Source organism: Chitinophaga horti (assembly GCF_022867795.2).
Classification (GTDB): Bacteria; Bacteroidota; Bacteroidia; order Chitinophagales; family Chitinophagaceae; genus Chitinophaga; species Chitinophaga horti.
On record NZ_CP107006.1, the window covers coordinates 4,211,104 to 4,237,973 of the forward strand.

The 26,870-nt window shown below is 49.4% G+C and carries 24 protein-coding genes; 11 read left to right on the forward strand and 13 right to left on the reverse strand.

The window, feature by feature from the left end; translation table 11 throughout:
* Nucleotides 1–56: 56 nt before the first annotated feature.
* Both MKQ68_RS16970 and MKQ68_RS16975 read right to left on the reverse strand, forming a co-directional pair.
* On the reverse strand, nucleotides 57–764 hold the full coding sequence (locus MKQ68_RS16970; protein ID WP_264280153.1) for a basic secretory family protein: 708 nt from the start codon (nucleotides 762–764) through the stop codon (nucleotides 57–59).
* A gap of 5 nt (nucleotides 765–769) precedes the next feature.
* Entirely contained in the window at nucleotides 770–3,052 is a 2,283-nt protein-coding gene (locus MKQ68_RS16975) for a GH92 family glycosyl hydrolase (RefSeq protein WP_264280154.1), read from the reverse strand.
* A gap of 681 nt (nucleotides 3,053–3,733) precedes the next feature.
* Here MKQ68_RS16975 and MKQ68_RS16980 point away from each other — a divergent pair.
* From MKQ68_RS16980 to trxA, 3 genes are all read left to right on the forward strand, one after another.
* Complete coding sequence (locus MKQ68_RS16980) at nucleotides 3,734–5,170, forward strand: sensor histidine kinase (RefSeq protein ID WP_264280155.1); 1,437 nt, start codon at nucleotides 3,734–3,736, stop codon at nucleotides 5,168–5,170.
* Nucleotides 5,171–5,179: 9 nt separating this feature from the next.
* Nucleotides 5,180–5,887 carry a response regulator transcription factor gene (locus tag MKQ68_RS16985; protein WP_264280156.1) on the forward strand — a complete coding sequence of 236 codons (708 nt, stop codon included), beginning with the start codon at nucleotides 5,180–5,182 and terminating at the stop codon, nucleotides 5,885–5,887.
* 167 nt (nucleotides 5,888–6,054) lie between these two features.
* Entirely contained in the window at nucleotides 6,055–6,372 is a 318-nt protein-coding gene (gene trxA / locus MKQ68_RS16990; RefSeq protein ID WP_244843024.1) for a thioredoxin, read from the forward strand.
* A gap of 131 nt (nucleotides 6,373–6,503) precedes the next feature.
* Here trxA and MKQ68_RS16995 read toward each other — a convergent pair whose 3' ends face one another.
* Nucleotides 6,504–8,876 carry an ABC transporter permease gene (locus MKQ68_RS16995; protein ID WP_264280157.1) on the reverse strand — a complete coding sequence of 791 codons (2,373 nt, stop codon included), beginning with the start codon at nucleotides 8,874–8,876 and terminating at the stop codon, nucleotides 6,504–6,506.
* A gap of 387 nt (nucleotides 8,877–9,263) precedes the next feature.
* Between MKQ68_RS16995 and MKQ68_RS17000 the strand changes: the two genes are divergently transcribed.
* The gene (locus MKQ68_RS17000; RefSeq protein WP_264280158.1) at nucleotides 9,264–10,931 is read left to right on the forward strand and encodes a glycoside hydrolase family 9 protein; all 1,668 of its coding nucleotides are present in this window, start codon (nucleotides 9,264–9,266) and stop codon (nucleotides 10,929–10,931) included.
* Here the strand turns inward: MKQ68_RS17000 and MKQ68_RS17005 are convergent.
* The 3 genes from MKQ68_RS17005 to MKQ68_RS17015 all read right to left on the reverse strand — a co-directional run bounded on the left by MKQ68_RS17005 (nucleotide 10,926) and on the right by MKQ68_RS17015 (nucleotide 13,342).
* Nucleotides 10,926–11,651, reverse strand: coding sequence for a hypothetical protein (locus tag MKQ68_RS17005; RefSeq protein ID WP_264280159.1), 726 nt, complete (start codon nucleotides 11,649–11,651; stop codon nucleotides 10,926–10,928). The genes MKQ68_RS17000 and MKQ68_RS17005 overlap by 6 nt on opposite strands.
* 148 nt (nucleotides 11,652–11,799) lie before the next feature.
* Nucleotides 11,800–12,132: a cupin domain-containing protein gene (locus tag MKQ68_RS17010; RefSeq protein WP_244843015.1), complete on the reverse strand. Its 333-nt coding sequence runs from the start codon at nucleotides 12,130–12,132 to the stop codon at nucleotides 11,800–11,802.
* A 673-nt stretch (nucleotides 12,133–12,805) separates the two neighbouring features.
* Nucleotides 12,806–13,342 carry a hypothetical protein gene (locus MKQ68_RS17015; RefSeq protein ID WP_264280160.1) on the reverse strand — a complete coding sequence of 179 codons (537 nt, stop codon included), beginning with the start codon at nucleotides 13,340–13,342 and terminating at the stop codon, nucleotides 12,806–12,808.
* Between the two features lie 231 nt (nucleotides 13,343–13,573).
* Between MKQ68_RS17015 and MKQ68_RS17020 the strand changes: the two genes are divergently transcribed.
* The 6 genes from MKQ68_RS17020 to MKQ68_RS17045 all read left to right on the forward strand — a co-directional run bounded on the left by MKQ68_RS17020 (nucleotide 13,574) and on the right by MKQ68_RS17045 (nucleotide 21,037).
* Nucleotides 13,574–14,008 carry an RNA polymerase sigma factor gene (locus MKQ68_RS17020; protein ID WP_264280161.1) on the forward strand — a complete coding sequence of 145 codons (435 nt, stop codon included), beginning with the start codon at nucleotides 13,574–13,576 and terminating at the stop codon, nucleotides 14,006–14,008.
* Entirely contained in the window at nucleotides 13,924–14,139 is a 216-nt protein-coding gene (locus MKQ68_RS25955) for a sigma factor-like helix-turn-helix DNA-binding protein (protein ID WP_432803748.1), read from the forward strand. Before MKQ68_RS17020 ends, MKQ68_RS25955 begins: the two co-directional genes overlap by 85 nt.
* 68 nt (nucleotides 14,140–14,207) lie before the next feature.
* Complete coding sequence (locus MKQ68_RS17030; RefSeq protein WP_264280162.1) at nucleotides 14,208–15,257, forward strand: FecR family protein; 1,050 nt, start codon at nucleotides 14,208–14,210, stop codon at nucleotides 15,255–15,257.
* Nucleotides 15,258–15,333: 76 nt separating this feature from the next.
* Entirely contained in the window at nucleotides 15,334–18,414 is a 3,081-nt protein-coding gene (locus tag MKQ68_RS17035) for a SusC/RagA family TonB-linked outer membrane protein (protein ID WP_264280163.1), read from the forward strand.
* 12 nt (nucleotides 18,415–18,426) lie between these two features.
* The gene (locus tag MKQ68_RS17040; RefSeq protein ID WP_264280164.1) at nucleotides 18,427–20,208 is read left to right on the forward strand and encodes a RagB/SusD family nutrient uptake outer membrane protein; all 1,782 of its coding nucleotides are present in this window, start codon (nucleotides 18,427–18,429) and stop codon (nucleotides 20,206–20,208) included.
* 1 nt (nucleotide 20,209) lies between these two features.
* Complete coding sequence (locus MKQ68_RS17045) at nucleotides 20,210–21,037, forward strand: glycerophosphodiester phosphodiesterase family protein (protein WP_264280165.1); 828 nt, start codon at nucleotides 20,210–20,212, stop codon at nucleotides 21,035–21,037.
* Between the two features lie 111 nt (nucleotides 21,038–21,148).
* Here the strand turns inward: MKQ68_RS17045 and MKQ68_RS17050 are convergent, their stop codons facing one another.
* From MKQ68_RS17050 to MKQ68_RS17070, 6 genes are all read right to left on the reverse strand, one after another.
* Complete coding sequence (locus MKQ68_RS17050; protein WP_264280166.1) at nucleotides 21,149–21,652, reverse strand: hypothetical protein; 504 nt, start codon at nucleotides 21,650–21,652, stop codon at nucleotides 21,149–21,151.
* A 12-nt stretch (nucleotides 21,653–21,664) separates the two neighbouring features.
* A complete protein-coding gene (locus MKQ68_RS17055) occupies nucleotides 21,665–22,810 on the reverse strand; it encodes a zinc-dependent alcohol dehydrogenase (protein ID WP_264280167.1) in 1,146 nt (381 codons plus the stop codon).
* 34 nt (nucleotides 22,811–22,844) lie between these two features.
* A complete protein-coding gene (locus MKQ68_RS17060) occupies nucleotides 22,845–23,909 on the reverse strand; it encodes a zinc-dependent alcohol dehydrogenase (RefSeq protein ID WP_264280168.1) in 1,065 nt (354 codons plus the stop codon).
* Nucleotides 23,910–24,113: 204 nt separating this feature from the next.
* A complete protein-coding gene (locus MKQ68_RS26015; RefSeq protein ID WP_490715590.1) occupies nucleotides 24,114–24,251 on the reverse strand; it encodes a DUF8594 domain-containing protein in 138 nt (45 codons plus the stop codon).
* A gap of 57 nt (nucleotides 24,252–24,308) precedes the next feature.
* On the reverse strand, nucleotides 24,309–24,860 hold the full coding sequence (locus MKQ68_RS17065) for a DUF2310 family Zn-ribbon-containing protein (protein ID WP_490715591.1): 552 nt from the start codon (nucleotides 24,858–24,860) through the stop codon (nucleotides 24,309–24,311).
* A 213-nt stretch (nucleotides 24,861–25,073) separates the two neighbouring features.
* On the reverse strand, nucleotides 25,074–25,502 hold the full coding sequence (locus MKQ68_RS17070; protein ID WP_264280169.1) for a tetratricopeptide repeat protein: 429 nt from the start codon (nucleotides 25,500–25,502) through the stop codon (nucleotides 25,074–25,076).
* A gap of 104 nt (nucleotides 25,503–25,606) precedes the next feature.
* On the opposite strand from MKQ68_RS17070, the gene MKQ68_RS17075 reads away from it, so the two are divergent.
* The gene (locus MKQ68_RS17075; RefSeq protein WP_264280170.1) at nucleotides 25,607–25,876 is read left to right on the forward strand and encodes a hypothetical protein; all 270 of its coding nucleotides are present in this window, start codon (nucleotides 25,607–25,609) and stop codon (nucleotides 25,874–25,876) included.
* Between the two features lie 41 nt (nucleotides 25,877–25,917).
* Here MKQ68_RS17075 and MKQ68_RS17080 read toward each other — a convergent pair whose 3' ends face one another.
* Nucleotides 25,918–26,727 (reverse strand): SDR family oxidoreductase, encoded by an 810-nt coding sequence (locus tag MKQ68_RS17080; RefSeq protein ID WP_264280171.1) that lies wholly within the window; start codon nucleotides 26,725–26,727, stop codon nucleotides 25,918–25,920.
* Between the last annotated feature and the right edge of the window lie 143 nt (nucleotides 26,728–26,870).

Sequence of the window (26,870 nt, forward strand, 5' to 3'; positions counted from 1 at the left end):
TTTCTGGCCAGCCCCATTTCAGTTATTTTTTGCTTTGATACAGCTTCTGACTGATATTATATCACCGGATTGGCAGCATAAGCGCTCCACAATTCCTTCACATCTTTACCTGTCCACTCTTTCCAGATACCATCGTTGTATTTGCCTTCACGCATGGCTTCATTCAGTTTTACGACGAAACCAGGCGTTACGTTCTTTTCTATCCAGGCGAAGAAACGAGCGGTAATACGGTAGGCATTATCGTAGTTCTGGCTGGCAGAAAAAGGGGTCAGCTTCCAACCGGCACCGGCATTGTCTACGCCCATCGTGTAACGAACGTAATCCGCAATACCCTCGGTTACCCAACCCGGGCCGCCGCGGCGGTAAGACTGTACAATATGCATTGCTTCGTGCGTTACCACGTCGATGTCGCCGGGATGTTTATCGAACCAGGCCGGATTGTAACGGATGATGGAACCGGCCGTAGCAGCCACGCCGTCATATGCAGGATCTACCAAAAAGATCACTTTCTTACGGGTGTTAGGGTTGTAGGTTTTCGCCTGCACAGGGTACACGGTAAAGAACGTCTCGATCATTCTTTGTTTAAGGGTATCGGAAAAACCCTCTTTCTTATTGATGAAGATGAGGGTGTACTCGCCACGGGTGATAGAGTCTTTGGAAACAATACCTTCCGTACCAATGTAATTCCAGTCGTTCCTTCTTTCCTGTGCGTTAGCTGCAAAGGCAGCTACGGTCGCGAGTATGCAGAATAATACTTTTTTCATATTGACTATTTATTTACAGAGAATGAATAAGGATAAGCAGCTTTAGTAGTACCACGCGTTTTTTCAGGCGTAGCGCTCATGTTTACGTTCATTTTACCACCGGCCATCACGTCGAAGTGGCTGATCCAGTTTTTGTCCAACGCTTTACCATTGAACTGAACGGCTTTCACGTAACGATTTTGCTCACTGTTGGCAGGTGCCGTAATGGTGAACGTTTTACCGTTCTCCAGGTGTAGCGTAGCCTTTTTGAACAATGGTGCGCCTAACACATACTGGTCTGTACCCGGACAAACAGGATAGAAGCCGAGTGCGGAGAACACATACCAGGCGGATGTTTGCCCGTTGTCTTCATCGCCGCAATAGCCGTCTGGTGTGGCTTTATACAGGCGATTCATTACCTCGCGTACCCAGTACTGCGTTTTCCAGGGTTCGCCGGCGTAGTTATACAGGTAAATCATGTGCTGGATGGGCTGGTTACCGTGTGCGTACTGCCCCATGTTAGCGATCTGCATTTCGCGGATCTCGTGAATTACGCCACCATAGTAGCTATCATCAAAATCGGGCGCCATGATGAATACGGAATCGAGCATACGTACGAAAGACTCGCGGCCACCCATGAGGTCTTGCAGACCTTGAATGTCGTGGAACACTGACCAGGTGTAGTGCCAGCTGTTACCTTCTGTAAATGCATCACCCCATTTCAGCGGGTTGAAAGGTGCCTGGAACTTACCATCTTCGTTTTTACCACGCATCAGTTTTGTTTCCGGGTCGAAGAGGTTACGGTAGTTCTGGCAACGTTTGGCGTAAGTCTCAATTTCGGCTGCCGGGCGTTTCAGCGCAATCGCCAGCTTCCAGATGGTGAAGTCATCGTAAGCATATTCCAGCGTACGGGCGGCATTTTCATTTATACCTACGTTGTAAGGCACATAACCAAGCGTCGTGTAATACTTCGCTCCCCTCCTGCCTACCGCATCAATAGGGCCTTCATTGTTGGCGCCTTTGATCATGGCTTCGTACAGCGTTTCGATGTCGTAACCACGCAAGCCTTTCAGGTACGCATCAGCCACTACAGAAGCGGAGTTGTTGCCCACCATGATGTTCTGGTAGCCAGGGTTCGACCACTCAGGCAGCCAGCCGCCTTCTTTGTAATCGTTGATCAGGCCTTCCTGCATTTCTTTATTGATGGATGGGAATACCAGGTTCAGGAAAGGGTATTGCGCACGGAACGTATCCCAGAAGCCAGTGCCGGCAAACATATAACCAGGTGTTACTTTACCGGTGTAAGGGCTGTAATGCACGATGTTACCTTTCGCATCTTTTTCATATAATTTTAATGGGAAGAAAAGCATGCGGTACAGCGCAGAGTAGAAAGTACGTACCTGGTCCACGGTACCACCTTCCACCGCAATTTTGCCCAGGGTCTTATTCCAGGTATCTTTTGCTTTGTTCTTTACGGTTTCGAAATTATCATTACCAATCTCCTTCAGGTTGGTTTCTGCCTGTTCAAAACTGATGAATGACGATGCCACTTTCGCGTGCACCTGTTCACCATTGGCCGTTTTGAAACCTACTACAGCACCGGTATGGTTGCCCGTTTGCTCAGGATTCTTTTCTTCTTTACCATCTTTCCATGCGAAAGACTGATCAAAATCTTTATCGAAGATGATCACGAAGTAGTTACGGAAATTTTTGGTAACGCCGCCACTGTTACGGGTGCTATAGCCAATTACTTTTCTTTCTGAAGGAATTACTTTGATGTAGGAGCCACGATCGAAAGCATCAACCACTACATATGCCTTATCCGTTTTAGGAAAGGTGAAGCGGAAGGATGCAGCGCGCTCAGTAGGCGTTAATTCTGCCGTTACGTTATGGTCGGCCAGGTAAACGCTATAGTAATAAGGCTTTACAACTTCTGCTTTGTGTGAAAACCAGCTGGCGCGCTCTTTCTCATTAAACTTGGGTGCGCCGGTAACGGGCATGAGCGAAAACATTCCGTAATCGTTCATCCACGGAGAAGGCTGGTGTGTTTGTTTTAACCCACGGATTCTACTGGAGCCATAAGTGTACTGCCAGCCGTCACCCATACCGCCCGTTTGCGGCGTCCAGAAGTTCATTCCCCATGGCAGGGCAATGCTGGGATAGGTGTTACCGTTGGACAATTCTCCACGGGAGTCGGTGCCCATGAGCGGGTTCACCCACTCTGCCGGGTCTGTTACCGGCCCCTGCACGTACTGCGCGGAAGCTTTGATGGACATTAACGCGAATGCCGCTACTATTAGTTTCTTCATACTTTTGGCTGCCTCCCGGCTTTTTACAGGCCAGGGCACTATTTTGCTTTTGATAAAATGTTGAATGATAAAGACACGCTTACTCTAAAGCCCTATTCCTGCTATTGCTGAATCGGTTTTGCTATTGTTCAGCAAGATACACATAACTGCCTGTTTTCAAAGCCCCCTATCCCCCCACTTTTTACGGCCGCCCGGCGGCAAATGCAGCATCGGCGGGGAAACGGGCACTGGTAAATGTTTAGCGGCTTTTATATGATTGGCAAATATCCTTTATGGATGCAACCCAATTCCCGCTAAAAGCAAGGGCGCAGTGACCTGCGCCCTCCACAGCTGAACGCTGCCGCCCTTTCTATTAATAACCAAATCATATGAATCATTACAGATGCCGTTAGCCGTGTTGTAGCTAACGAACTTCTTACATATAAAGATGATGGACCAGGTAGTTGCTTCAGGCCCGGAACAGGGGTTGGGCAGCAGGCGCAGCTGATTACCGCTACGCCCCCACCCGTTGTTCAGGCTGATTTTATAATTAGATTGTTATTGCGTATTTGTTCCGGACCTAAAATTAATAAGGGTTTTAGCGGCAAGCTGTTAACGGACCTCAAACACATTGTTAACGAATATTAAATGGCGGTAAAATAGTATTACACTACGGTAAGAATATCTATCTTCAACGCCGGTATGCTTAATTTACGCTCTCCCATCGTTGTGCATGCGTTAATCGCGATTACCAGTTTCCTGGTATTATCTTCGGTTTTGTTCTTCCTGCTCTATAATACTTACGAGCTTAAAAACCAGCACTATTACCTGGCGGAGAAGAAGTCGATCGAGGAAGAATATGGCCGCAACGTGCGGGACGACAAACTGTTTCCCGGCGGCGCGCACATCATCGAAAGCTACGTCATACCTCACATGCTCGAACTGGAGCAACAGTATCACACCAACCCTAAAGGTTTTAATGAACTGCGCCAACGGTTGATGGACAGCATTTTCGCCGCACTTAAGAAGGCCAACTCCGTCGACAGCATCCTGGAACAGGCCAGTCAGAAGTACCAGCTGCGCCGCGACTTATCATATGCACTCACCTTCCAGGTGCTGAATGTCAACTTCCGCAACAGCGAGAAAGGAATTACACTTTTTAATATCCGCGAACAAAATCCGTTGATCAAATCGGTGCCGCTAATGCAGGACGGTGCCCTGGTCGGCGGTACGCTGCAGGAGCGTAACAAGCAGAATCAGATTACCAACCTGACGGTGAGTTCGGGCGGCGATTATACCTATACGATTGTATACAGCCTCCATGTAGATACGGCCAACCGTAAAGTAGCCATCTTAAGGTTGATGTTGCCAAACCTGCTGCTGTCGCTATTTTCTATATTGGCGGTGGTAACGATTTACTTTATCACTTTCCGCAACTGGCAAAAACAAAAGAAGCTGTCCGAAATGAAGTCGGATTTCATTAACAGCATTACGCACGAATTTCACACGCCTTTATCAGCGATTTTTGTCGCGAATAAGAGTTTGCGTAACGAGCGCATTATCGCCAACCAGCAAAACATTCCGGCGCTTACAGATGTCATCCAGCGGCAGGCGGAGCGTTTGAAACACCTGATCGGTCAAGTATTGAATATTACCACGTTGGGGCAAATACCGCTTAACGCCAAACCGCATTCACTACACGCTTTGCTGGAAGAAATTATGCTGGACTACCGGCTGAAGGTGGCAGGCAGCAATATCCACCTGACTTTTATTAAAGAAGCTACGCGCGATGCAGCCATGGTGGACCAGTTCTGGTTCACTACGCTTATGCTTAACATGCTCGATAACGGCGTGAAATACAATACACAGTCCGAGAAATTGCTGACCGTTAAAACCACTTCCGATAAAAAGTATTGCTACATCAGCATTGCCGACAATGGCATTGGTATGAACAAGGAAACGCGGGAACGGGTCTTCGAAAAATTCTACCGCAGCATCAAAAACAACAACCAACAAATTAAAGGATTGGGACTGGGTTTATATTACGCTAAACAAGCTGCAGACGCGCATCAATGGAAAATAAACGTGCAAAGCACGCCGGGCGAAGGCAGCATGTTTATCATCACCATCCCTTTATAAATTGTGATCATGAAACCGAAGATATTACTGATAGAAGATGAAACGGACCTGGGCAATGTAGTGCGCCAATACCTGGAGATCATGGATTTTGAGGTCACCTGGTACCAGTCGAGCGTAAAAGCATTGCAACACTTTCAGGCCGATCCACAGTTGTATCACATCCTGCTCATCGACGTGTCTATTCCCGATATGGACGGATTTACGCTGGCGCAGGAAGTGGTGAAGATCAACGAATATGTCCCCTTCCTGTTCCTCACCGCCCGCAACGAGCGCTCCGACCGGCTTTTCGGTCTCAAGATCGGCGCGGACGATTATGTGACCAAACCCTTCGACATTGACGAACTGGTATTACGCATACGCAACATTCTCAAACGCAACCAGCATACGCCGGCCGACTTATCCAGCCGCAACTTTATTGAGCGCGGCGATGTGAAGTTTTATAAAGATTCGTTCAAGCTGTATATCGGTTCTCATAAGGAAATCACCCTTACGCCCAGGGAGGCGGAGCTGCTCGATTTTTTATTCCGGAACGAGCATCGCATCCTCAAACGCGAAGATATTTTAAAGCAGCTCTGGGGCGACAACGACTATTTCCTCGGCCGCAGCCTCGACGTGTTTGTATCCCGCCTGCGCAAACACCTTTCAAAGTCGGGCATGGTGAGTATCGACAATGTATATGGGGTAGGGTTCATTTTCAACGTGAAAGGCAAATCGTAAATCTTCTTTTTATCCATCTCTATCACCCTCTTCAGCCGCCGTTGTGTCACTCACTTCAGCGGCAACGCGCTTTTCAGCAGTTATCAATTTCATCAATGTGCACATAACAGCAATCAATATTTGCGTAAGCAAAAAGCATCTACTTTAGCGTCATAATTCCAAAACATATGGCACTCACATTCACCGACCAGAATTTTGCAGCTGAAGTACTGCAGTCAGATAAATTAAGCGTAGTAGATTTCACCGCCGCCTGGTGCGGTCCGTGCCGCGCGCTGGGCACTATCATTAACGACCTGTCGGACTCATACGCAGGCAAGGTAAACATCGGCAAGCTGGATGTTGATACCAACCCCGAAGTATCGGTGAACTTTGGCGTCACCAATCTGCCTACCGTGTTATTTATCAAAGGTGGTAAAGTGGTGGACAAACAGGTAGGCGCAGTACCTAAATCCGTACTGGAAAAGAAGATCCAGGCAAACCTGTAACAGAACATCCAGGCAGGCGAAACATAGCAAAACATAGAAAAGAAGATAAGATTTAAAGCCGCCGGCCTTGTTCATAAAAAAAGCCGCTTCGTTTACACGGAGCGGCTTTATCATTTAAGAATGGCGGAATCTTACTCGGAACGTAAGCTTTTTACGGGGTTAACAATGGCGGCTTTAATCGCGTGGAAACTGACGGTGAGTAGGGCAATTGCGATAGCGAGTACACCGGCTACCGCAAACACCCACCAACTGATCGGCGCACGATATGCAAAGCCATCAGCCCACCGGTCCATGGCATACCAGGCCACCGGCGAGGCAATACACAGGGCGATCAACACCAGCACTACAAACTCCTTCGACAACAACGCGGTAATATTTCCCATAGACGCACCCAACACTTTGCGTATACCGATTTCGCGGGTACGTTGTACGGTGCTGTAAGCCGCGAGGCCCAGCAAACCCAGGCAGGAAATAACGATGGCCAGCCCGGCGAAGTAGAAGAACAGGCGTGAGAAGCGTGTTTCGGCAGTGTATTGTTTATCGAAGTTTTCGTCCAGGAAAGTATAGTCAAACGGACGATGCGGCGCTAATTCCTGCCACTTTCTTTCAACAGCGGCCACCATCTTTTGCGGATCGCCGGCTTTCAGCTTCAGCAAAAAGAAGGCACAATTTTCCGGCGCCACCCTGATAGACAAAGCTTTGACCGTATCGCGAAGAGAGCGGTAATTGAAGTCTTTCACAACTCCGATTACGCGGCCATTACGACCCCACTGCGAAAACTTCTTGCCGACTACCTCTTCCGGGTTGGGATAGCCGAGTACCCTCGCGGCCGTTTCGTTGATCACGAGCGCCTCCGTTGAATCTGTCGAATATTTCACATCGAACATGCGGCCGGCCCGCATTTTTACACCTAGTTGTTCGAGGAAGCCGAAGTCCACATTGTACAAATCGAGATTCGCAGATTGCAGTTCTCCGTTGCGATTTTCGATTTCGGTAAAGGCGCCCCATTGCGGGGTACCGGGACCAGCCATAGACGCACTCACCGCTTCCACTCCAGGAATCTGTGCCAGCTCATGTTTGAATCGGGGCAACTGTTTGTTCACCTGCTGATCTTCATAATAACTGACGATCAGTTGCTGTCCATTTGCAAAGCCCATTTCCTGGTGGCGCATGAAGTACAGTTGTTTGTATACGATGATCGTTCCTGCAATAAGAATGATCGATACCGTAAATTGCACTACCACCAGCGTTTTTCGCAGTCCAAGCCCGCTCCTGGTAGATACGAAGCGGCCTTTCAATACCGATATTGGTTTAAACTGCGATAAAACTAATGCAGGATACACACCGGCCAGCACACCAATCAGCAGGGCAATGGCGAGCAACATTAATAACAGGCGGCCATGACTAAACAGGTTAACGCTTACCTGTTTTCCACAAAGCGCATTAAACAAAGGACTTACCAATGCGGCGAGCATAAGTGCCAGAAAAAAGGAAATGACGCAGATAACGATTGACTCACCCAGGAATTGCGTAGCCAGTTCGCGCCGGGTGGCACCTATCACCTTACGAACACCCACCTCCTTCGCACGCTCCGAAGCCCGTGCGGTAGTGAGGTTTACGAAGTTGATACAGGCAATGACCAATATAAAAATCCCTACCACCGAAAAGATGTATACGTTCGTGATATTTCCGCTTTCGTAACCTCCCCGGTCCGATACCAGGTATACATCCTTCAACGGCTCCAGGTGCAACGTATAACTCATTACGCGCTGGTCTTTCGGCACGCGATCTTCCAACATGCCCGGGAGTTTTGCTTCCAGTTTTTTATAGTCCGCTCCCGGCTTCAACAGTATGTATGCTTGCCATCCGAAGTTACCCCAGGCGGTTTCCAGGCCGCGCGACATCAGCGACATTGGCAGGAGTACATCTGTTTTGAACTGGGAGTTTTCGGGCATGTTTTTCATCACACCCGTTACCTTCAGTGCGGTACTATCATCCAGTGTTAAAACCCGGTTGATCGGATCTTCGTTACCAAAGTACTTTTCCGCCGCCCGTTCCGACAATACTATTTCATAGGGGGTTTTAAACACCTCCGCTGCTGTACCACGCGAGAGTGGCATATTAAACATCGTAAAACAGGTAGAATCTGCCAGCAACACATCCTTTTCCTGGAACTTCCGCTCGCCGTTTCGGATCAGCATCTGCGCCTTATAAAAGGACGTGGAGAGCTCCACTTCCGGAAAGTCCCGCTTAATACTCAGCGCCATGGGAAAGGACGTAGACGAGGTGGGAATGATTTCTGAAGCGGTCTTGATATCGGTCGTTATGCGGTAAATGCGGTCGGCTTTATCATGAAAACGATCATAGTTGCATTCGAACGATACATATAAAAATATCAGCAGGCAGGCAGTCATACCGACGGACAAACCGACAATATTTATCGCCGTAAAACCCCGATGGCGCCAGAGGTTGCGAAGCGCCGTTTTAAGATAGTTCCTGAACATAAGTTTCGTATTGCAGTGACGCAGCTAATATATCAAAATGGTGCCAGCCTTTCCGGAAGCTGATTATCAATGCATTAAACAAAAGACATTGTCCGTTTTTAGTACAACAAATGACCGCTTGCGTACAGACATTCCAAATAAAAACCCGGCCTGAAGAGGCCGGGGACTCAGTTTAGCAAAATCTAAATCCTGTCTGGAGCTTCATGTAAGCATATGCCATGATAAATAAGTCATCCCGGCGTTTGGTAGAGCTAGTTGCTCCAGTACATGTTGTCAGTGAAACTATATTAAAGACGCTGAAAACGCGTTTGCGGGTGAACGTGAGGTAGGCCTGGCACTAAAAATTTTCAGGATAAAGTCTTATTTTGACACAAAGCCTCTCCAAGCATGTTTAATAAGTCGATTGCCACGTTATGCGCTATCCTGGGCATACTGCCTGCCTTTTCACAACAAATTGCCATCAACCAGGTTGGCTTTTATACCAATGGCCCGAAAAAGGCAATCGTAAAAACTACGGAGCCAGGCACTTTTTACCTGGTACAACTGCCAGGCGGCGACACGGTATACACCGGCCAGCTGCATGGACCACTGAAAAACAGCTATTCCCCGCAAACGACTTATGCCGCCGACTTCAGCCAGTTTAAACGTAACGGCAAATACCAGCTAAAAACAGGCAAACTTACCTCTCCAACGATTCACATCAGTGCAAAAGCGCACCATGACGCCGCCAAAGCTGCCATGAAAAGTTATTACTTCCAGCGCCTGTCGATGCCGCTAACCGAAACCTACGCCGGTAAATGGAAACGCCCGGCAGGCCACCCGGATACGTTGGTATACATTCATCCGTCCGTCGGCGGAGGTGGCAAGATCAGTGCCCCGGGCGGCTGGTACGATGCAGGGGACTACAATAAATACATCGTGAATAGTGGCATTACGATGGGCACTTTGCTTTCGCTGTACGAAGCATATCCCGCTTATTGCAAATCCGTTCAGCTCAACATTCCCGAGAGCAACAACCGCTGGCCCGATCTGCTGGACGAGTGCGCCTACAACCTTCGCTGGATGCTGCGCATGCAGGATCCGACCGACGGCGGTGTTTACCATAAACTCACTAATCCCTCTTTCGACGGCTTCGTGATGCCCGATAAAGCTACTGGCCCGCGTTACGTGGTGCAGAAATCTACCGCCGCCGCACTCGATTTTGCTGCTGTTACCGCGCAGGCAGCGAGAGTATATGCGCCGTTCAGCCGTGTGCTGGCAGACTCCTGCCGCAAAGCCGCCATCAAGGCCTGGCGGTGGGCGCTGCAACATCCGAAAGTATTTTACCAGCAAGAGGAACTGAACAAACAGTTTGAACCAAAAATCACGACGGGGGAATACGGAGACCGCTCTGTAAACGACGAATGGATATGGGCCGCTGCCGAGCTGTATAAGACGACCGGCGACACACAATACCAATCTTATATTACGAATGTACCTGTCCAGCAATGGCGTTTACCGGCCTGGGCGCAGGTACAGGTGTTGGCATATTATACACTGGCGCAAAAGGCGGCTATAATCGCCTTCGCTGACGGCTTTCTCAGCGGCAGCGACAGCACTACGTACCAGAATGCGATGGGCAAAAAAGCAGGCAACTTCATCTGGGGCAGCAACTCCGTAGCTGCAAACCAGGGCATCGCATTATTGCAGGCCTACCGGCTTACGAAAGACCGTCGCCATTTGGATGGCGCGATAGATATAGCGGACTACCTGCTGGGGCGCAATGCGACGGGATACTGCTACCTTACCGGCTTTGGCAGCAAACAAGTGATGCACCTTCATCATCGCCCTTCTGATGCGGATGGTGTGGCCGAGCCGGTACCTGGTTTCCTGGCAGGAGGGCCAAATCCCGGCATGCAGGACAAATGCCCGTCGTACACGTCGCGCGTGCCGGACGAAGCTTACACCGACGACCAATGCTCTTATGCCAGTAACGAGGTGGCCATTAACTGGAACGCACCGCTCGTGTACCTGCTATGGGCGATTGAAGCATCGGCAAAGCAGGCGGGTTTATAACTGTTTAAATGCGTGAATCCGGATCTCATCGGACGTAGCCTTACGCAGGTTACTGCCCTTCACCCCGTCCAGCTCACTGCGGACGATGTTGATGGGCATATAGTACTCACCGGTTCCGGGAATGGTGACGTACGGGTAGTCGCCACCGTAGTTTTTGACGTTAATGTCCCAGGCACCGCTGATGCGTTCCACAATGATTTGACCAATGTAAAATACCAGTGCATCGTACAATACCTCCCACGCCCTTGAAAGATCGTAATTGATAATAGCATTATCGATCAGCGCGAGGCTTTCGTAGCCGTAATCAAGTTCGGCGGGAATATCGAGTTCGGTGCTGATCACCGTCAGCAGGCTATCGCCGGCTTCGATAAGGCGGTTGCCCAGGCGGGTGTAGTGGCGCCAATGGTCTACCGAGGCGGCGCGGCCATGTTTATAGTCTTCGTCCACGCGCTTTTTCCAGCTCACAAACCGAAGGAATGCATCCTTTTGCCAATAGTTGCCTTTACCGGGCACACTTTGGCTGGCGGGATCAAAAACATAAATAAAATCGCCGTTGGGCAGCTCGTACACTTCATCACGCTTCTCTGTGCCGTTGCGGTATTTTTCATAAAAATCGAAGGTATACTCGCGGTGCAGCTTTGCGCCGCCACTTTCGATAAAGGCTTTTACTTCGCCTTTCTTTAATCTTCTATTAAGCGGAAAATCTTTACTCTTGGGCATAACGGCCTGTCTCTGTCTTTAGGGTTATCTAAATTGGAGCCGACTTCAAACTGCTACTAATCTTATCGGGTTTAAAAAATGATGGTCGGGGCGGCAATTTATACAAATTCCCGCTAAACACATAATGATATTTTGATATTTCTATAAATTATACAAAATCCTCGCGCATTGGGCTAAATACGTCTACCAGCATCCCTTGCTCGATGCAACGGCAACCATGATCGGTATTTGGCGGTACGAAGAATGCGTCGCCAGCCTTGAGGATTTGTTTATTACCAGCGATATCGACTTCGAACACACCTTCCTGCACGTGCGATATCTGGGTATGTGGATGTTGGTGGATGGAGCCTACGCCCCCTGTTTCGAAGGCTACCTTTACGAGCATTACGCGGTCGTCGTAAGCCATGATCTTACGGCGTAAACCGCCGCCAAGGTCTTCCCAGCCTATACTTGCATCATCTATAAAAACCTCCTGTGCCATGTCTGATGTTTTATGATGCAAAGAACGGCAATTACCGGGTAAAAAAATAGGGCCGCCCTGAAGAGCAGCCCGTCAACCTAAACTTTGTTTATGAGAAAAAAAGCGATAAGTCAATATTGAAAAGATATAACCTTACTTCTCATCACCCCTGTAGTGGTGGCGACTGGCTGGAATAGTTGCGCTATGTTTAATACGGAAAATAGCATAGGGAAATTCCGGCTGAAAAGTTGGTAAATCTTGGTTACGATGAGACCGGGTTAACGGCCTTAAAGGATTTCTCGAATCTCGTGCATGATATAGGACGCGGGGACTTGCTAACACACTCTATCTTTGACTCGGGACGTTACACACGGCAATCCCATAGAAAAAAGCGCCTTTTCCACGATTGGTTTTTGAAATCGGGTGCAAAATAATACAATTCTTACGCTTTTCGTGGAAGATGTGAGAAAGCCCTCAAAAAAAATTTAAAAGGCACATTAAGTTCCTGAGCGGCAAGCCTTCATGAAGGTGACTGCAATACAGCTTCAGCGCGGCCGGGAAGGTATTATGGCGATTTGGGGGCTAACCGGTGCATCGTTGTAGTAAATTTCAGAGCCATACCCCCAACTTTCCGAGCACGAAAAAAGCGCAACCAAAATGGCTGCGCTTCGATCATTATAAGGAGAGGTTGGTTTTACAACCGGCCGCGGTCCCTGCCACGGTCGTTCCGGTCGTTTCTATCATTTCTGTCGTTTCTATCATGCCTGTCGTTGCGGTCGTTTCTATCGTTGCGGTCATAGCGGTCGTTACGATCATTACGGTCCCACCTGTCACGGTTGTTGGAAGCATACTCGCGGCGGTCGCGGAGCAATACCTGCTTAGTGCGGCCGCGGTAACCTACGTACTTGTTACGGTAAACATCGTGGCGCAACCAGGGGTTCCTGTCGTTGATCACTACTTTATAATGATCGTAAAAGTTGTAGTTACGGTACCTGGCTGGCAGGTTGTTCTGCCTTACCCAGTTACGGCCATCGCGGTAGATAAACTGTTTGGAGGGCACGTAGTAGTAGGTTTCTATATCAGGAAAATAGTAGTACTCAGCGTAATCGTAACCGGCAGGGCCCCACTGAGGCTGGCTACCGATGTTTATATTGATACGGACCTGCGCGCTGGCTGGTTTTACAAAGGCCAGACCTAATAACATCATCCCAAAGTAAATCATCTTTTTCATGGCTATTGTTTTTAAAGGTGAAAGGAGCTTTTTATTTTCCTTACTTGACCTGTATAAGGCGAAAAGGATGCCAGACAAGGGCTGAAGCAAAATGTTGCGGCGAACGGCCATTTTTTGTGTACATGAAGACCGGATGTGTCGATGATCGGGTTTTCCTTTACAATTACATAACCTTGCCGCAACAATGATCCTTGTATTTTTGCCGCTGTCAGCTTAAAATGAGACCGGGATATGGAAGATGTACGCGCTGCTATACAGCAATTTGACGTCCTATACCAGGAGTATCACCAGGCAGTGTACGCCAACATCTCTAAAATGATACGGCAGCCGGAAGCCGCCGAAGACATTCTGCAGGAAGTATTTATGGCATTATGGGAACATTACCAGCAACTGGACGCCGACCGCGTGCCCGGCTGGCTGTTCGTGGTGAGCTATAATAAGTCTGCCAACTGGCTGAAAAACAAACTAAAACAACCCGCCCTCGTATTACAGGAAGCCGCCGATCACCTGCAGGCGCCGGAAGATGCGCAGGAAGACGAAGCACTGTATCAATTAAAGCTTTCTATCGTAGAAGAAGCCGTATCCCGCCTGCCGAAAAGAAAAAAGAAGTATTTCGCCTTTGCCGTTTCGAAAGCCGCTCGTACGACGAAGCTGCCGCCATGTTAGGCATCTCCGCCACCTCTGTAAAAGATTACCTGAAACAATCCACCCGCTTCATCCGCGAATATGTAACCACGCACCATGCCGCGTTAGACGCCACTGGCGCTGCTTTGCTGATCCTTTACATACAGCAGTAAAACAGGTAACAATTCCGTAACACCAAAAGGCATCCCCTTTTTCGCCTTCCGTTGTATTTACTGGTGAGATGACGAAGAAACACCAGGAATTACTTGACCAATATTGGCAGCAGCCGCACTCCGACACCACGAGGCAGCAACTAAGCGACTATCTGCAACAGCACGATGCAGCCATGCAGGAAGCTATGCAGCGCGAATTCGAGTCATCGCTCCGCGATGGCAGTGAAGCTATGAACCCGGCTCGCTCGCAGGTAATACTGGAACGGATACACGCAGCTATACAGGCAGACGTACAGCCGCAACGCCGTACCAGGATCATCTCAATCGCACGTTGGGCTGCAGCAGCCGCGGCATTGCTGATAGTGGGCGTCGCTGGTTATCAATATCACACAAAGCCTGCTGCCACGCCGTTAGTGGCTGCGACGACTATCGTTAAAGAACAACTGATCTTAAAACAGAATACCGGTAAAAAGCCGCTGGAAATAACACTGTACGATGGATCGCAGGCCACGCTGCTACCGGGTGCCGCGCTCCGTTACTACGAGCCGTTCCGCGACGGGCGACGCGATGTAAGCCTGGCCGGTAATGCAAAATTTAAGGTGAAGGCCAGTGCGGACAATCCATTTACCGTATATGCGAACGAGGTAGCGACTACCGCGCTCGGAACCGAGTTTTCGGTAAACACAGAAGCGCCGGGCAGCCATGTACAGGTCAAACTCTTCTCCGGAAAAGTAAAGGTGCATACCACTTCGCTGAAGATGAAAGACGTGGTATTAAAACCGGGGCAACAATTCAATATAGACACGATACAACACCAGTTTGCCGTAACGAGCTTTGGCTCACAGCAAACCACACCAACTAAAGAAACGATCAGCATTACAGGCAGCGATGGCCGCCTCGCATTTAACCAGCAGCCATTAACGGCCGTGCTGGACCAGGTGAGCAAACGTTACCAGGTGCATTTCATTTACCAGCAAAAAGCCATAGGACGAGTGCAGGTAACCGGCGAGTTCCTGCCAAACGATTCGCTGGACTTTATTTTATCGGTGTTAAGCGCCGCCAACAACCTGCAGTTCTCCCAACAGGGCGACACTATCACGGTACGCAGGATGAAATAATTACGATCAAACAAACCCGATTAACGCACCGCCGCCGGTGTGCGGGGATACTATTGTCAATATCAAACCACTGTATATGTCAATTTCGAGAATTTTAAATTATGGCTTAGGGCTGATAGGGTTGCTATGCGCCCTCTCGCTGCAGGCCCAGCAAAAAACCGTGTTGAACGGGGTTGTGAGCTCCGAGAAGGGCGAACTGCTGTACGGCGTGTCCATCAGCGTTACGGCCGAAGGCAGCAAAGACAAACTATCCGGCACCACCAACGAAAAGGGCGCCTTCAGCATCAACACGCTGAAGCCAGGTGTAAAGTATAACCTCACCTTCAGTTTTGTAGGTTATCAACCTTACCTGTTAAAAAGTTTTACCCTGAAGGCCGACTCCGATAATTCACTCATCATCCGTATGAAGGAAGCGCCATCGAACCTGAATGATGTAGTGGTAATCGGCTATGGGTCGATGAAAAAGAAAGACCTTACCGGTGCAGTAGGTTCCATCAAATCGGATAAGATCACGGAAGTAGCGGCTACGGATGCTACACAGATCCTGCAAGGCCGCATCGCCGGTGTGATGGTAACCTCACAAACCTGGAAGCCCGGCAATCCATCGGAAGTACGCATTCGCGGCAGTCGCTCGATCGAAGGCACCAACGAACCATTGTACGTGGTAGACGGTATCCCTTTTACGGATGCCATAACGCAAATCAGTCCGAATGATATTGAGTCGATAGAGGTACTGAAAGATGCGTCTGCAACGGCAATTTACGGTAACCGTGGCGCTAATGGCGTAATTTTGATCACCACCAAAAAAGGAAAGAAAGGCAAAAGCATGGTAGAATACAACGGCTACTATGGCATCCAGGAAAACCAGCCCATGCCCGAACTGATGGACGCTGCCGCTTTCGTAGAATACTCCCGCGAAGCACAACGTAACTCACTCGGCGGCGTTTACGACGCTACACCTAACCGTGAGCTGGATTTCAAGAACGAACAACTGGTTGCTACACCCTACATGCTCGCCAACATGACACGTGCCTGGGAAGGCGGCGCGTATGACCCGTCTAAACTGCAAAGCACCGACTGGCTCGGCTACGGTCTGCGCCAGGGCGTTATGCAAGACCACCAGGTGAGTGTACGCGGCGCCAGCGAGAACTCAAGCTTCTTTTTATCGGGCGAATATTTTAATAACAGCGGCGTGGTGAAAGACCAGGACTACACGCGTTATTCCGTTCGCCTCAACGCGGATCATGAAGTGCGCAAAGGCGTTAAGATCGGTACACAGACCGTCTATTCCAACTCCGCACAGAACGCGGGCTGGGCCGACATATTCAGCACCTACGGCCTGAAAAGCTTTAACCCGCTCGCATCCCCATATGGCGAAGATGGCGAAACGCTGGTACTGTTCCCGACTAACAATACACGCACGCCTAACCCGGTAACCAACTTCGGTAAAACCAAAAGGCTGCGTAAGAACGATCGTTTTCTCGGTAACTATTTTACAGACATTACTTTCCTGAATGACTTCAACCTGCGTACCAACTTCGGCATCGATTACCGTAATGTGCAGAACTATGATTTTAACGCTTCCAACACAGCGGCGGCAGGCGGTGAGGCACCGGCCAGTGCGGCAAACGGCGGTGCTAAAAGATTTATGTACTCGCTGGAAAACATCCTGAGCTACAACAAAGCGCTGGACGGCGGTCATACGCTGTATGCTACACTGGTACAGTCAGTACAGGCCGATCAGACAGAAGCTTATAATATTTCTGTGAGGGACTTACCGTACGAGCAGCAACTGTATTACAACGTAGGCACTGCGCTAACGATTAACGGCGTGAGCAGCGGTTTTTCCAAATGGAGCATGGCATCGTTCATGGGTCGTATTAACTACAATTACCAGGGTAAATATATGGCGACGGCATCTGCGCGTTACGATGGATCTTCCGTACTCGCTAATGGCCGCAAATGGGTCATGTTCCCATCACTCGCACTCGCCTGGCGTTTGAAGAACGAAGCATTTTTACAGGACGTCACTTTCCTGAACGATCTGAAGCTGCGTGCTGGCTGGGGCAAAACAGGCAACGCAGGTGTAAACCCTTACAAAACGCAGGGTAAGCTCAATACCGTACGTTATGTATTTGGTGAAACATCTGTACTGGGTTTTACACCCGCAGAAATGATCAACCCCTCGCTCACCTGGGAAACTACCGGGCAATACAACCTCGGCCTCGACTTCTCCCTGGCAAAGAACCGTGTATCCGGTAGCCTGGAAGTATACCAGCAAAACACCTACGACCTGCTGCTGATGCGCCAGCTGCCAACCGTTTCCGGCTTTGAAGAGGTACTGTCGAACATCGGCAAAACGCGTAACAAAGGTATTGAGCTGACGATCAACACTATCAACTATTCCAACAACGATTTCGAATGGCGCAGCGACTGGATATTTTCTGCCAACAAACAGGAAATTGTGAGCTTGTACAATGGCGCAAAGGACGACATCGCGAACCAATGGTTTATCGGTAAACCCGTAAACGTATTGTACGACCTGGGCTTCAATGGCATCTGGCAAAATACAGAAGCCGATAAAGCTGCCATGGCGCAGTATAACGCGAACGGCGCTACGTTTAAGCCCGGCGATATTCGTCCGCTCGATCGCCAGAATGACTACAAGATCGATGCGAGCGACCGTTACATCATCGGCCAGCGCGATCCGAAATGGACCGCCAGCTGGGGCAACAATTTTCGCTACCGCAACTTCGATGCGTCGGTGTTTATGTACGCCATGGTAGGTCATACCATCGAACATAACCTGGATATGCGTTTTGACGGCCGTTACAACCAACCTAAGCTCAATTACTGGACACCTGACAATGCCAGCGCCGAATATCCGCGCCCACTGCTGGGTACCGCGAGCGTGAACTACCTGAGCACATTGAATTATTATGACGGATCTTTCCTGCGGGTGAAAAACATTTCTCTTGGATATTCTTTGCCCAAACAGGTGTTGAACACGTTGAAGATCGACAAGTTCCGTGTTTACGGCAGTGTGCAAAACCCGTTCCTGATTACCAACTTCCCCGGCACCGATCCTGAGGGCGCTTCCGGCTTCAGCGAACCTAGTGCGACTACTTATTTACTTGGTGTAAATCTTACCCTCTAAACAGCAATCAATATGAAGCATATATATCAATGGGGATTAGCGGGCTTGTTACTGCTCTCCGCTACCTCCTGCAAAAAGTACCTGAACGAAGAAATTATCTCCGATGTTTCTTACCAGCTTTATACCACCGAAAAAGGCATTGAGGGCGCTTTAACGGCCGCTTATAACACCATGCGAATTGGCGTAATGGGCGAACGCGCGCTCACCTTCAGCGATGCCGGCACCGACCTGTTCGCATTGGGCTCCGATGGTAATCCAGCGTTCAATCAATACCTGGCCACCTTATCCTCCCTGGAAGCGAAGGTTTCGCAATATTGGGATTATCATTACAAAGGCATTTCTGAATGTAATGTAGCCGTTACTTATCTTCCTAAGGTAGATATGAATGCCGCCCGTAAAATACAGATCGAGGCAGAAGCAAAGTTCCTGCGCGCTTACTACTACTTCGACCTGGTGCAACATTACGGTAAAATACCCCTGGTACTGGAATCGACCGATAAAATCGTGACCAGCTACAAACGCGCTGCGGTAAAGGATGTATACGCGGCGATCATCAATGATCTGCAGTTTGCCTATGCCAACCTTCCCATACCGGCCCCGGCACAAGGTAGAGCCAATAAGGCCGCCGCAGCACACCTGATGGCCAAAGTGTACCTGGTAAAAGCCAGCGCCACCTCATCTACCCAAAAAGAATTACGTGGCAGTACCGCTACCGATGCCGACAGCGTGATTCATTATGCGGGCAAGATCGTCAACAAGGAACTAGGTAACTACAGCCTGGTGGCCGATTATGCTAAACTGTTCGATGCAGCTAACCAGGTGAACAGCGAAGTAATTTTCGCCGTACAATTCACGCCCACGCTGCTTAACAATGGCAGCGGCAACCAGATGCACCTGTACCACGTACCACAATATGATGGCGTAAATACAAAAATACTTGCCCGCTCTACCTACTACGGTCGTCCGTATCGTCGCGTTAGGCCAACACCCTATGTGTACAATGGTTTGTTCGGCGCCACACGCATGTATGACTCCCGCTTCGCAAAATCCTTTGTATGGGGTTATATCGCGAACAAAGCGGCAACCGGCATTACCACTACCGCAGGTAACAAGATCGATGTAAAGGTGGGCGACACCGCTTTATATTTCTCGCCGGTGATGTACGGCAACACGACCGATCTGAACGCCGCTATCCAGGACAATAAACGTTTTGCACATTACTATCCGCAGAACACTTACGCACCTTTATCGATGAACTACATCTTCCCGGGCCTAAACAAGTGGCTGGACGGTGGGCGCCCTACAACAAACGAGGTGAACGGCTCCCGCGATTGGATGGTATTCCGCTTCGGTGAAACATTACTGCTGCTGGCCGAGGGCTATGGATTGAAAGGAGATTTCACCAACGCCGCCCGCTACATTACACAGGTTAGAGAACGCGCCGCTTACAAAGAAGGAGAAATGAAAACCACCCAGTACTGGACGTTTGAAGGTGGTGACTATGCCGACCGCACCAAATCGACCGTAGACCAAATGAAAGTGACCGCCGCCGACATTAGCGGCGACTTTACCAACCTCATCCTGGAAGAAAGAGGCCGCGAAATGTTAGGTGAATTAAACCGCTGGGAAGACCTGGTGCGTTGTGAAAAACTGGTAGAACGCGTAAAACTATACAACCCGGACGCCAGCAACATCCGCGAGTTCCACATCCTGCGACCGATCCCGCAAACACACATCGACCGACTGGACCCGGCCGGCCCTATGTCAGAAGAACAAAATCAAAACTATTACTAGCATGAAAAACTGGATATTCGTCTTCGCCCTGTTGGCAGCCGGTACGGCACAAGCGCAAGACCGCTACGAAAAGATCACCAAAGCTTTTGCGGATGCTGAATCTAAAACTGTACTGATCGCCGCCCACCGCGGTGCACATCTCGAAGACCCGGAAAACTCCATGGCCTCCTTTAAGAAAGCCATCGATATGGGAATCGACATTATTGAACTGGACGTACGCTGCACGAAAGACGGACAGCTCGTAGTGATCCACGATAAAACCGTTAACCGCACCACTAACGGCAAAGGCGATGTAGACAAACTTACCTTCGCTCAAATCCGCGCCCTGCGACTGAAACACGGGGGAAAGCTAACTAACGAGATCGTACCTACGCTGGAAGAGGCTTTGCTGTTCACGAAGGGCAAAATCCTCGTAGACCTGGACATTAAAACTGAAACCTGTGTAGACAAGATTATGGAAGTGGTGCGTAAAACTGGTACCGAAAAGAACAGCCTGTTCTTTTTATACGACCATCGTTTCGCAAAGCCTGTAAAAGATTCCGGCTTTCAAACGCTGGTGCGTACGCACTCCGAAGCGGAAGTAGACGAGGTAAGTGCCGCCAACGCCTTTCACCTGGACGATGATCATTACACGCCGGCTGTTATAGAGAAAGTGAAAGCAAAAGGTGCCCGTGCATGGATCAACTCTTTGGGCGATACGGACAAACGTATTGCTGCCGGCGACAAAACTGCTTTTGGTGAGCGATTGAAAGCAGGGGCTAATATTATTCAAACAGATTATCCTGCCATGTGGAAACAATATCTGCAGGAAAATGGTCTATATCATTAATGACAAACCCTGTTTTTTGCGGAGCGCGGCCACCTGGCTGCGCTCTTTTATTTTTGAAAATGCCCGTGGAATAAACCACGGGCATCGCAGGTCCTATGGCAAGAAGGACCTTCATTCAACCATCGCCATTCTTTTTCTTTTTTTATGAGAGATTGCAGCGATGACGAGCAGTCCTACCGCTGCGGCAATCAGCCCCTTCTTGATAACAGCAGGCCGGTTGTATTTCCATTCAGCCGCATATCCCTTTTCGCGGAACAGGTTGGGTGGCGTACCTTTTTTGAAATCATTCACGACTTCTTCCACCATCTGTACGCGATCGGCTAACAATAATGGCAGCCAGTGCGCGAAGCTGCCCTCACTGTACCGGAACGCATAACGGCGAATGGCGCCGCTGATGCCCGTTGGCGGGTTTGGCGTACCGAATACTGCCGTTACGCCAGGCCGTTCGTTGGAATGCAACACTTCTACATCCACCGCCTGCTGCGTCGGCCGCTCGTAGTTCAGGCGTTTATGATCGTCGCCGGTATACTTTTTCATCGGGTAGGTGGGTTCGTTCGCGGGATCTGCATCCACGCCCCAGCCTTTGATATGAGCGAATAATTCTGCGTTTTCCATAATGGTACTTTTTTAAGATGGAATGAGCACTGTTTTCAGGCAGTTATCCAGCTTGGAAGAAAAGATGCGGTAAGCATCGGCTACTTCTTCCAGCGGCAATTTATGGGTAATCAATCCTTTCGGATCGACATGACCATTTTTGATATGTTCGATCAGCCTTGGCAGCAGGCGTTTTACAGATGCCTGGTTCGCGCGCAGCGTGAGCCCTTTGTTCACCACGTTACCGATGGGCACCATGTTCATCGTCGGGCCGTACACGCCAACGATCGAGACGATGCCGCCCTTCTTCACCGAGTTGATCGCCCATTGCAACGCCGTAGCCGAACCTGCCTGTAGCATCAATTTACGGCCGGTGATCGTTTGCAATGCGCTACCAGCGGCCTCGCAGCCAACCGCATCAATACAAACATCTGCGCCATAGAAGTCCGTCATCTTCTTAATAAAAAGCACCGGATCTTCAATCGAGCGGAAGTTGTATGCTTCACATTGCGCATACTGCCTGGCGAAATCTAACCGGTATTCGATATGATCGATGACGATTACGCGCGCTGCCCCGAATAACCAGGAACATTTGGCGGCCATAATACCAACCGGTCCGGCGCCAAACACGACCACCGTATCTCCCGGTTTAATACCACCCATTTCTGCAGCCTGGTAGCCGGTGGGGAATACGTCGGTAAGCATTACTGCATCATCGTTATCCATCCAGTCCGGAATAATTTCAGGTCCTACATTCGCAAATGGCACACGCACATATTCTGCCTGTCCGCCATCGAAGCCGCCCGCCGTGTGCGAGTACCCGAAGATGCCACCTACTGCGGTAGCCTGCGGGTTAGATTCATGGCAATTGCCAAACAACTCCTGCTTACAGAAAGAACAGGAACCACAGGCCACATTGAAAGGTACCAGCACATGATCACCAGGTTTGAGTTTCGTTACTTCTGCCCCCACTTCCACCACGATGCCGGTAAATTCATGTCCAAACGTAGTCCCGATGCGCGTATCCGGCACCAGGCCATGATACAGGTGTAAATCAGAACCACAAATACAGGATCGGGTTACCTTCACAATGGCGTCGCCCGGGTGCTGTATTTCCGGGTAAGGCATGTCCCTGTCTGCGCGTATGCGGTAGGGACCGCGGTAATTCATTGCCAGCATAATATCAGCTTTAAGGTGAAAAATGGTTGTGTCTTTAAATAGTGAGCGCTACGAAAACAGCGCCCGTTTTCTCTTTATCCATAGCCGTTTCGAATGCCTCATTGATATCGTCTATCGAAAAACTATGTGTAATCATCTTTTTTGCATTGATCCTGCCCTTCGCCAACAAATCGAGGCACATCCTCATTTCTGAGTCAATGCCCCAGAACGAATAACTCGCACTTGGGATCAGTTGTATTTCTGCGATCTGGATATGTTGCCAGGGCAATGGGATCGCTATATCTCCGGGGTCGAAGCCGCCTACGATCACTATCTTACCACCAATGCGCGTGTAGAGCACCGCCTGTTTCAGCGTTTCGGGCATCGATGGACCGCCGGCACATTCGAATGTAATGTCCGCCCCGCGCCCATGTGTAAAGCGACGTATTGAATCTTCTCCATTTTCTTTTTTCGTATTGATAACAAGATCTGCCCCGAGTGATGTTGCCAGCTCCAGCGAACTGTCCACCACGTCAGTAATGATCACCGTAGCACCCGCCACCTTAGCCAGTTGCAGCTGGCCTAAACCGATAGGTCCCGCACCAATGATCACTACCGTATCATTTATGCGGATGCCGCTCAACTGCATGGCATGCATGCAAACAGAAAACGTATCCAACACCGTCGCTTCTTCAAAACTTACATGGTCCGGCAGCTTGTGAAACTTCGTAGCCGGACCGGTTACGTACGATGCAAAAGCCCGCGACACCGTTTTCATCCGCACTTTGTACAGATTAGGACAAAGATTGTATTGTTGCACCCGGCACCAATCGCAGTCACCATCACCCAACACAGTTTCTATCACCACGCGATCGCCGGGCTTTACATGCTTTACTGCGCTGCCTATCTTCACTACCTCACCCGCCATTTCATGACCCATAATCTCGTGTACCAACTCGGGTTCCTTCTTTTTCCAGTGACGAAGATCCGTACCACAGATACCTGCAACGCGAATACGCGCCAGCACCCAATCGTCGCCGGGTATTTCCGGTATATCTACATCGGTTACTTCGAACGTTCCTTCTTCTGTTTTCAGCGCGGCTTTCATGGTCTGTTCCATCGTCAAATGTGGTGTTTACATGTAATACGTTAAAAAACTATCATGCCAAAACCTTACAGCACAGCTGTTGTAGAGACAATGTAGGCGGGCGTTTGCGGATGGGCTGGCCGTGGAGATTGGGGAATGCGAGGGACTGTAGGGTGACGGGGTTACACAGTGGGGGAAAACAAAAGAGACTGCTAATCCAGCAGCCTCTTTCATTCATTAATCTTCAAAAGGTTTATTCGAAACGATCTTACACCGATCGCACTGATAATCGAACTGATCGAATAACCGTGTCTCTAACTCCCATTGTCCACCGCAAGATGGGCAAACGGGAATCTCACGCTCATAGTTGAACAACGAGTAGTAACAGTCGACGCCGGTCTTTTCTTCGATGCGCTGGCGCAGGGCAAGACCTTATTTGTTGAAATCGCTGTCAGGCGATGAAAGGTAGTAATCGAAACGCGATTCGTCTACCTTGCCGCGCATCCACAAACTATATAGTTGCTCAAAGTCCTTTTTCCAGAAATAGATATCGCCGTGGCCTTCATTGTCGGCATCCGTGGGTGGAATGAGATACAGCGGCAGGTAATCGAACGTTTGCATGGAGCGGAGTGGCAGGTAACTTCCCCACAGTAACAGGCTGTGACCTTTAAACTCGGGAGGCTGCCAGGTGAAAGGATTTTTACCGACTACGCGGTGATGCATTTCCACATTGTATTCCGTCTTGAGGCGGTTAAGATGCCGTAATACCATTCCCCCAAAACTCGTTGCTTCCATGGAAGAAACGAACGGGCAGTTCACATACACTTTTACCTGTCCGTCATCATAAATTAAAACCGGATCGTCAGTTAGGATATGTTCATTCCGGTAAAGCTCATCCAACAAACCATAAATACTGTCCTCCAGATTTGCCAGTTCTTCGGCCGCTAACTGGGGCCGGGAAAAAATCAACTCGATTGCCGTCATTTACAAAACTTTAAACCCTCCATCTGCCGAACATAGCCGGCATGCTCCCTCACTAATTTTCGAAAGAATAAGACCGTAAAACAGTAAACATTACGCATGGGTTTCCGGATAGCGGGACGGCGTAGGTTTGTGTCTCGTGGTACAGATGAAAAATAAATACTGAAATTCAAATATATAGAAAAAAAATTTTATTCGCTGATGTAATGCCTGCACTTACTCCTTCTTGCCTTCACTCCTGCTTAACCATATTCTCGCCAACTCCTGGTCTGCCTCGACACCAACGCCATGATAAAAGCAACGTCCTACTTCATAAATAGCACCTTTGTCGCCGAGCAGCGCCGCTTCCATATAATGCAGAAATGCTTTACGCACATCCTTTTCAATACCCTTGCCGGTTTCGTAACAAACGGCCAGATCAAAATGCGCTTCCGCGATATCCCCTTCCGCAGCAAATTGCAGAAACTTCACGGCCGTCTTCATATTTTTCTTTACATGTTTGCCGAACAAATACCAGGTGGCAAGTGTGTAGGCGGCTTCGTGGCTGCCAGCATCGTGCGCCTGCGTTAACAGGTCGAACACCGCTGGAAGGTCGGCTTGGCTATGCTGAATGGCTGCGCGGTATAATTTATCCTTCTTTTTCATGACTGGCGATCAAGATAAGCGATTTTTTTAATTGCTTTTTAAGGAGATAGATTAAATATATTATAAAAAATAATCTACCTTTCCATCCTAATTCCTAATCATCTATGAAAAAACTTATCACCGCTGCACTGGCATTGCTGATGACTGCCTCCGTCGCTTTCGCGCAGGAAAAACAGAAAGCTGCAAAAGCAAAACCTGCTACCGAACATGTGAAAAAAGACGGTACGCCGGATAAACGTTACAAAGAAAACAAGGAAGCAAAATCCGAGGGCCCGAAGAAGAAGGATGGCACACCGGATATGCGTTATAAAGAGAACAAAGAGAAGAAGCCGGCTAAAAAAGAAACGAAGCCGGCTGCGAAGAAAGCGGCATAATATGCAAAGAGGCTGCCTGAACGGGCAGCCTCTTTTTTATCTTAAACGCCGGAGTAAATACTAAACCCACCGTCTACACTAATCACCTGTCCGTTCACAAAAGCACTCGCATCGCTTAACAGCCAAACCAGCGCGCCAATCAATTCATCGGGCGCCCCGAAACGGCCGGCTGGCGTGTTGTTAATCACTTTGCCGCCACGTTCGGTGTACGTACCATCTGTATTTGTCAGCAACGAGCGGTTCTGATGCGTCACAAAAAAGCCCGGAGCAATAGCATTCATCCTCACTTTATCACCATAACGTTGAGCCATTTCCGTTGCCATCCATTTGGTGAAGTTATCGACAGCCGCTTTAGCCATGGAGTAACCCAGTACGCGGGTAATGGCCTGCGAAGCGGCCATGGAAGATATATTGATGATACTGCCACCGTTCTTTACGATCGCTTCGCCAAAGATGCGTGTAGGCAGAATGGTACCGAAAAGATTCAGGTCAAAGGCTTTTCGCATACCGTCAATGCTAAAGCTAAACAGGTCGTCGCCGGGTGCTACCACGGCTTCGGGCATGTTACCGCCGGCACCGTTCACAAGTCCGTCGATGCGGCCCCACTTAGCCAGTACGTTGTCGCGGATCTGCAGCAGGGCTGCTTCGTCCAGTACATCCGCCGCTGCTGCTATGGCTTCACCGCCCGCGTTATTCACTTCATCGGCGCGTTGTTGCGCAATGTCGAGTTTACGTCCGATCAGCACCAGCCTGCCACCTGCGGCCGCGATGCCATTTACAAATGCTTCTCCCAGCACGCCCGTGGCGCCGGTAACGATAATTACTTTCTTGTCGAGGCTAAAAATGTTCATACGTGTATTTTATTGTTCCATCACCTACTAGTGTGCTGGTAAGATACAAAGTGTACGTAAACGAATGGTGATTTTTTGGGGACGGGCATTTTCTCCGCTATTCATCCCCCGTTGTGTCACTCACTTCAACGGCTGTCACACTG

Coding starts and splice junctions, on each gene's coding strand:
- MKQ68_RS17070 (WP_264280169.1), bottom strand. CDS start 25,502: ATGAAAAAGAAGGATAAATTATACCGCGCAGCCATTCAGCATAGCCAA.
- MKQ68_RS17075 (WP_264280170.1), top strand. CDS start 25,607: ATGAAAAAACTTATCACCGCTGCACTGGCATTGCTGATGACTGCCTCC.
- MKQ68_RS16995 (WP_264280157.1), bottom strand. CDS start 8,876: ATGTTCAGGAACTATCTTAAAACGGCGCTTCGCAACCTCTGGCGCCAT.
- MKQ68_RS17035 (WP_264280163.1), top strand. CDS start 15,334: ATGTCAATTTCGAGAATTTTAAATTATGGCTTAGGGCTGATAGGGTTG.
- MKQ68_RS16975 (WP_264280154.1), bottom strand. CDS start 3,052: ATGAAGAAACTAATAGTAGCGGCATTCGCGTTAATGTCCATCAAAGCT.
- MKQ68_RS17065 (WP_490715591.1), bottom strand. CDS start 24,860: ATGACGGCAATCGAGTTGATTTTTTCCCGGCCCCAGTTAGCGGCCGAA.
- MKQ68_RS16980 (WP_264280155.1), top strand. CDS start 3,734: ATGCTTAATTTACGCTCTCCCATCGTTGTGCATGCGTTAATCGCGATT.
- MKQ68_RS17045 (WP_264280165.1), top strand. CDS start 20,210: ATGAAAAACTGGATATTCGTCTTCGCCCTGTTGGCAGCCGGTACGGCA.
- MKQ68_RS16985 (WP_264280156.1), top strand. CDS start 5,180: ATGAAACCGAAGATATTACTGATAGAAGATGAAACGGACCTGGGCAAT.
- MKQ68_RS17060 (WP_264280168.1), bottom strand. CDS start 23,909: ATGGAACAGACCATGAAAGCCGCGCTGAAAACAGAAGAAGGAACGTTC.
- MKQ68_RS17080 (WP_264280171.1), bottom strand. CDS start 26,727: ATGAACATTTTTAGCCTCGACAAGAAAGTAATTATCGTTACCGGCGCC.
- MKQ68_RS17000 (WP_264280158.1), top strand. CDS start 9,264: ATGTTTAATAAGTCGATTGCCACGTTATGCGCTATCCTGGGCATACTG.
- MKQ68_RS17010 (WP_244843015.1), bottom strand. CDS start 12,132: ATGGCACAGGAGGTTTTTATAGATGATGCAAGTATAGGCTGGGAAGAC.
- MKQ68_RS17055 (WP_264280167.1), bottom strand. CDS start 22,810: ATGCTGGCAATGAATTACCGCGGTCCCTACCGCATACGCGCAGACAGG.
- MKQ68_RS16970 (WP_264280153.1), bottom strand. CDS start 764: ATGAAAAAAGTATTATTCTGCATACTCGCGACCGTAGCTGCCTTTGCA.
- MKQ68_RS17050 (WP_264280166.1), bottom strand. CDS start 21,652: ATGGAAAACGCAGAATTATTCGCTCATATCAAAGGCTGGGGCGTGGAT.
- MKQ68_RS17030 (WP_264280162.1), top strand. CDS start 14,208: ATGACGAAGAAACACCAGGAATTACTTGACCAATATTGGCAGCAGCCG.
- MKQ68_RS17005 (WP_264280159.1), bottom strand. CDS start 11,651: ATGCCCAAGAGTAAAGATTTTCCGCTTAATAGAAGATTAAAGAAAGGC.
- MKQ68_RS17015 (WP_264280160.1), bottom strand. CDS start 13,342: ATGAAAAAGATGATTTACTTTGGGATGATGTTATTAGGTCTGGCCTTT.
- MKQ68_RS17020 (WP_264280161.1), top strand. CDS start 13,574: ATGGAAGATGTACGCGCTGCTATACAGCAATTTGACGTCCTATACCAG.
- MKQ68_RS17040 (WP_264280164.1), top strand. CDS start 18,427: ATGAAGCATATATATCAATGGGGATTAGCGGGCTTGTTACTGCTCTCC.
- trxA (WP_244843024.1), top strand. CDS start 6,055: ATGGCACTCACATTCACCGACCAGAATTTTGCAGCTGAAGTACTGCAG.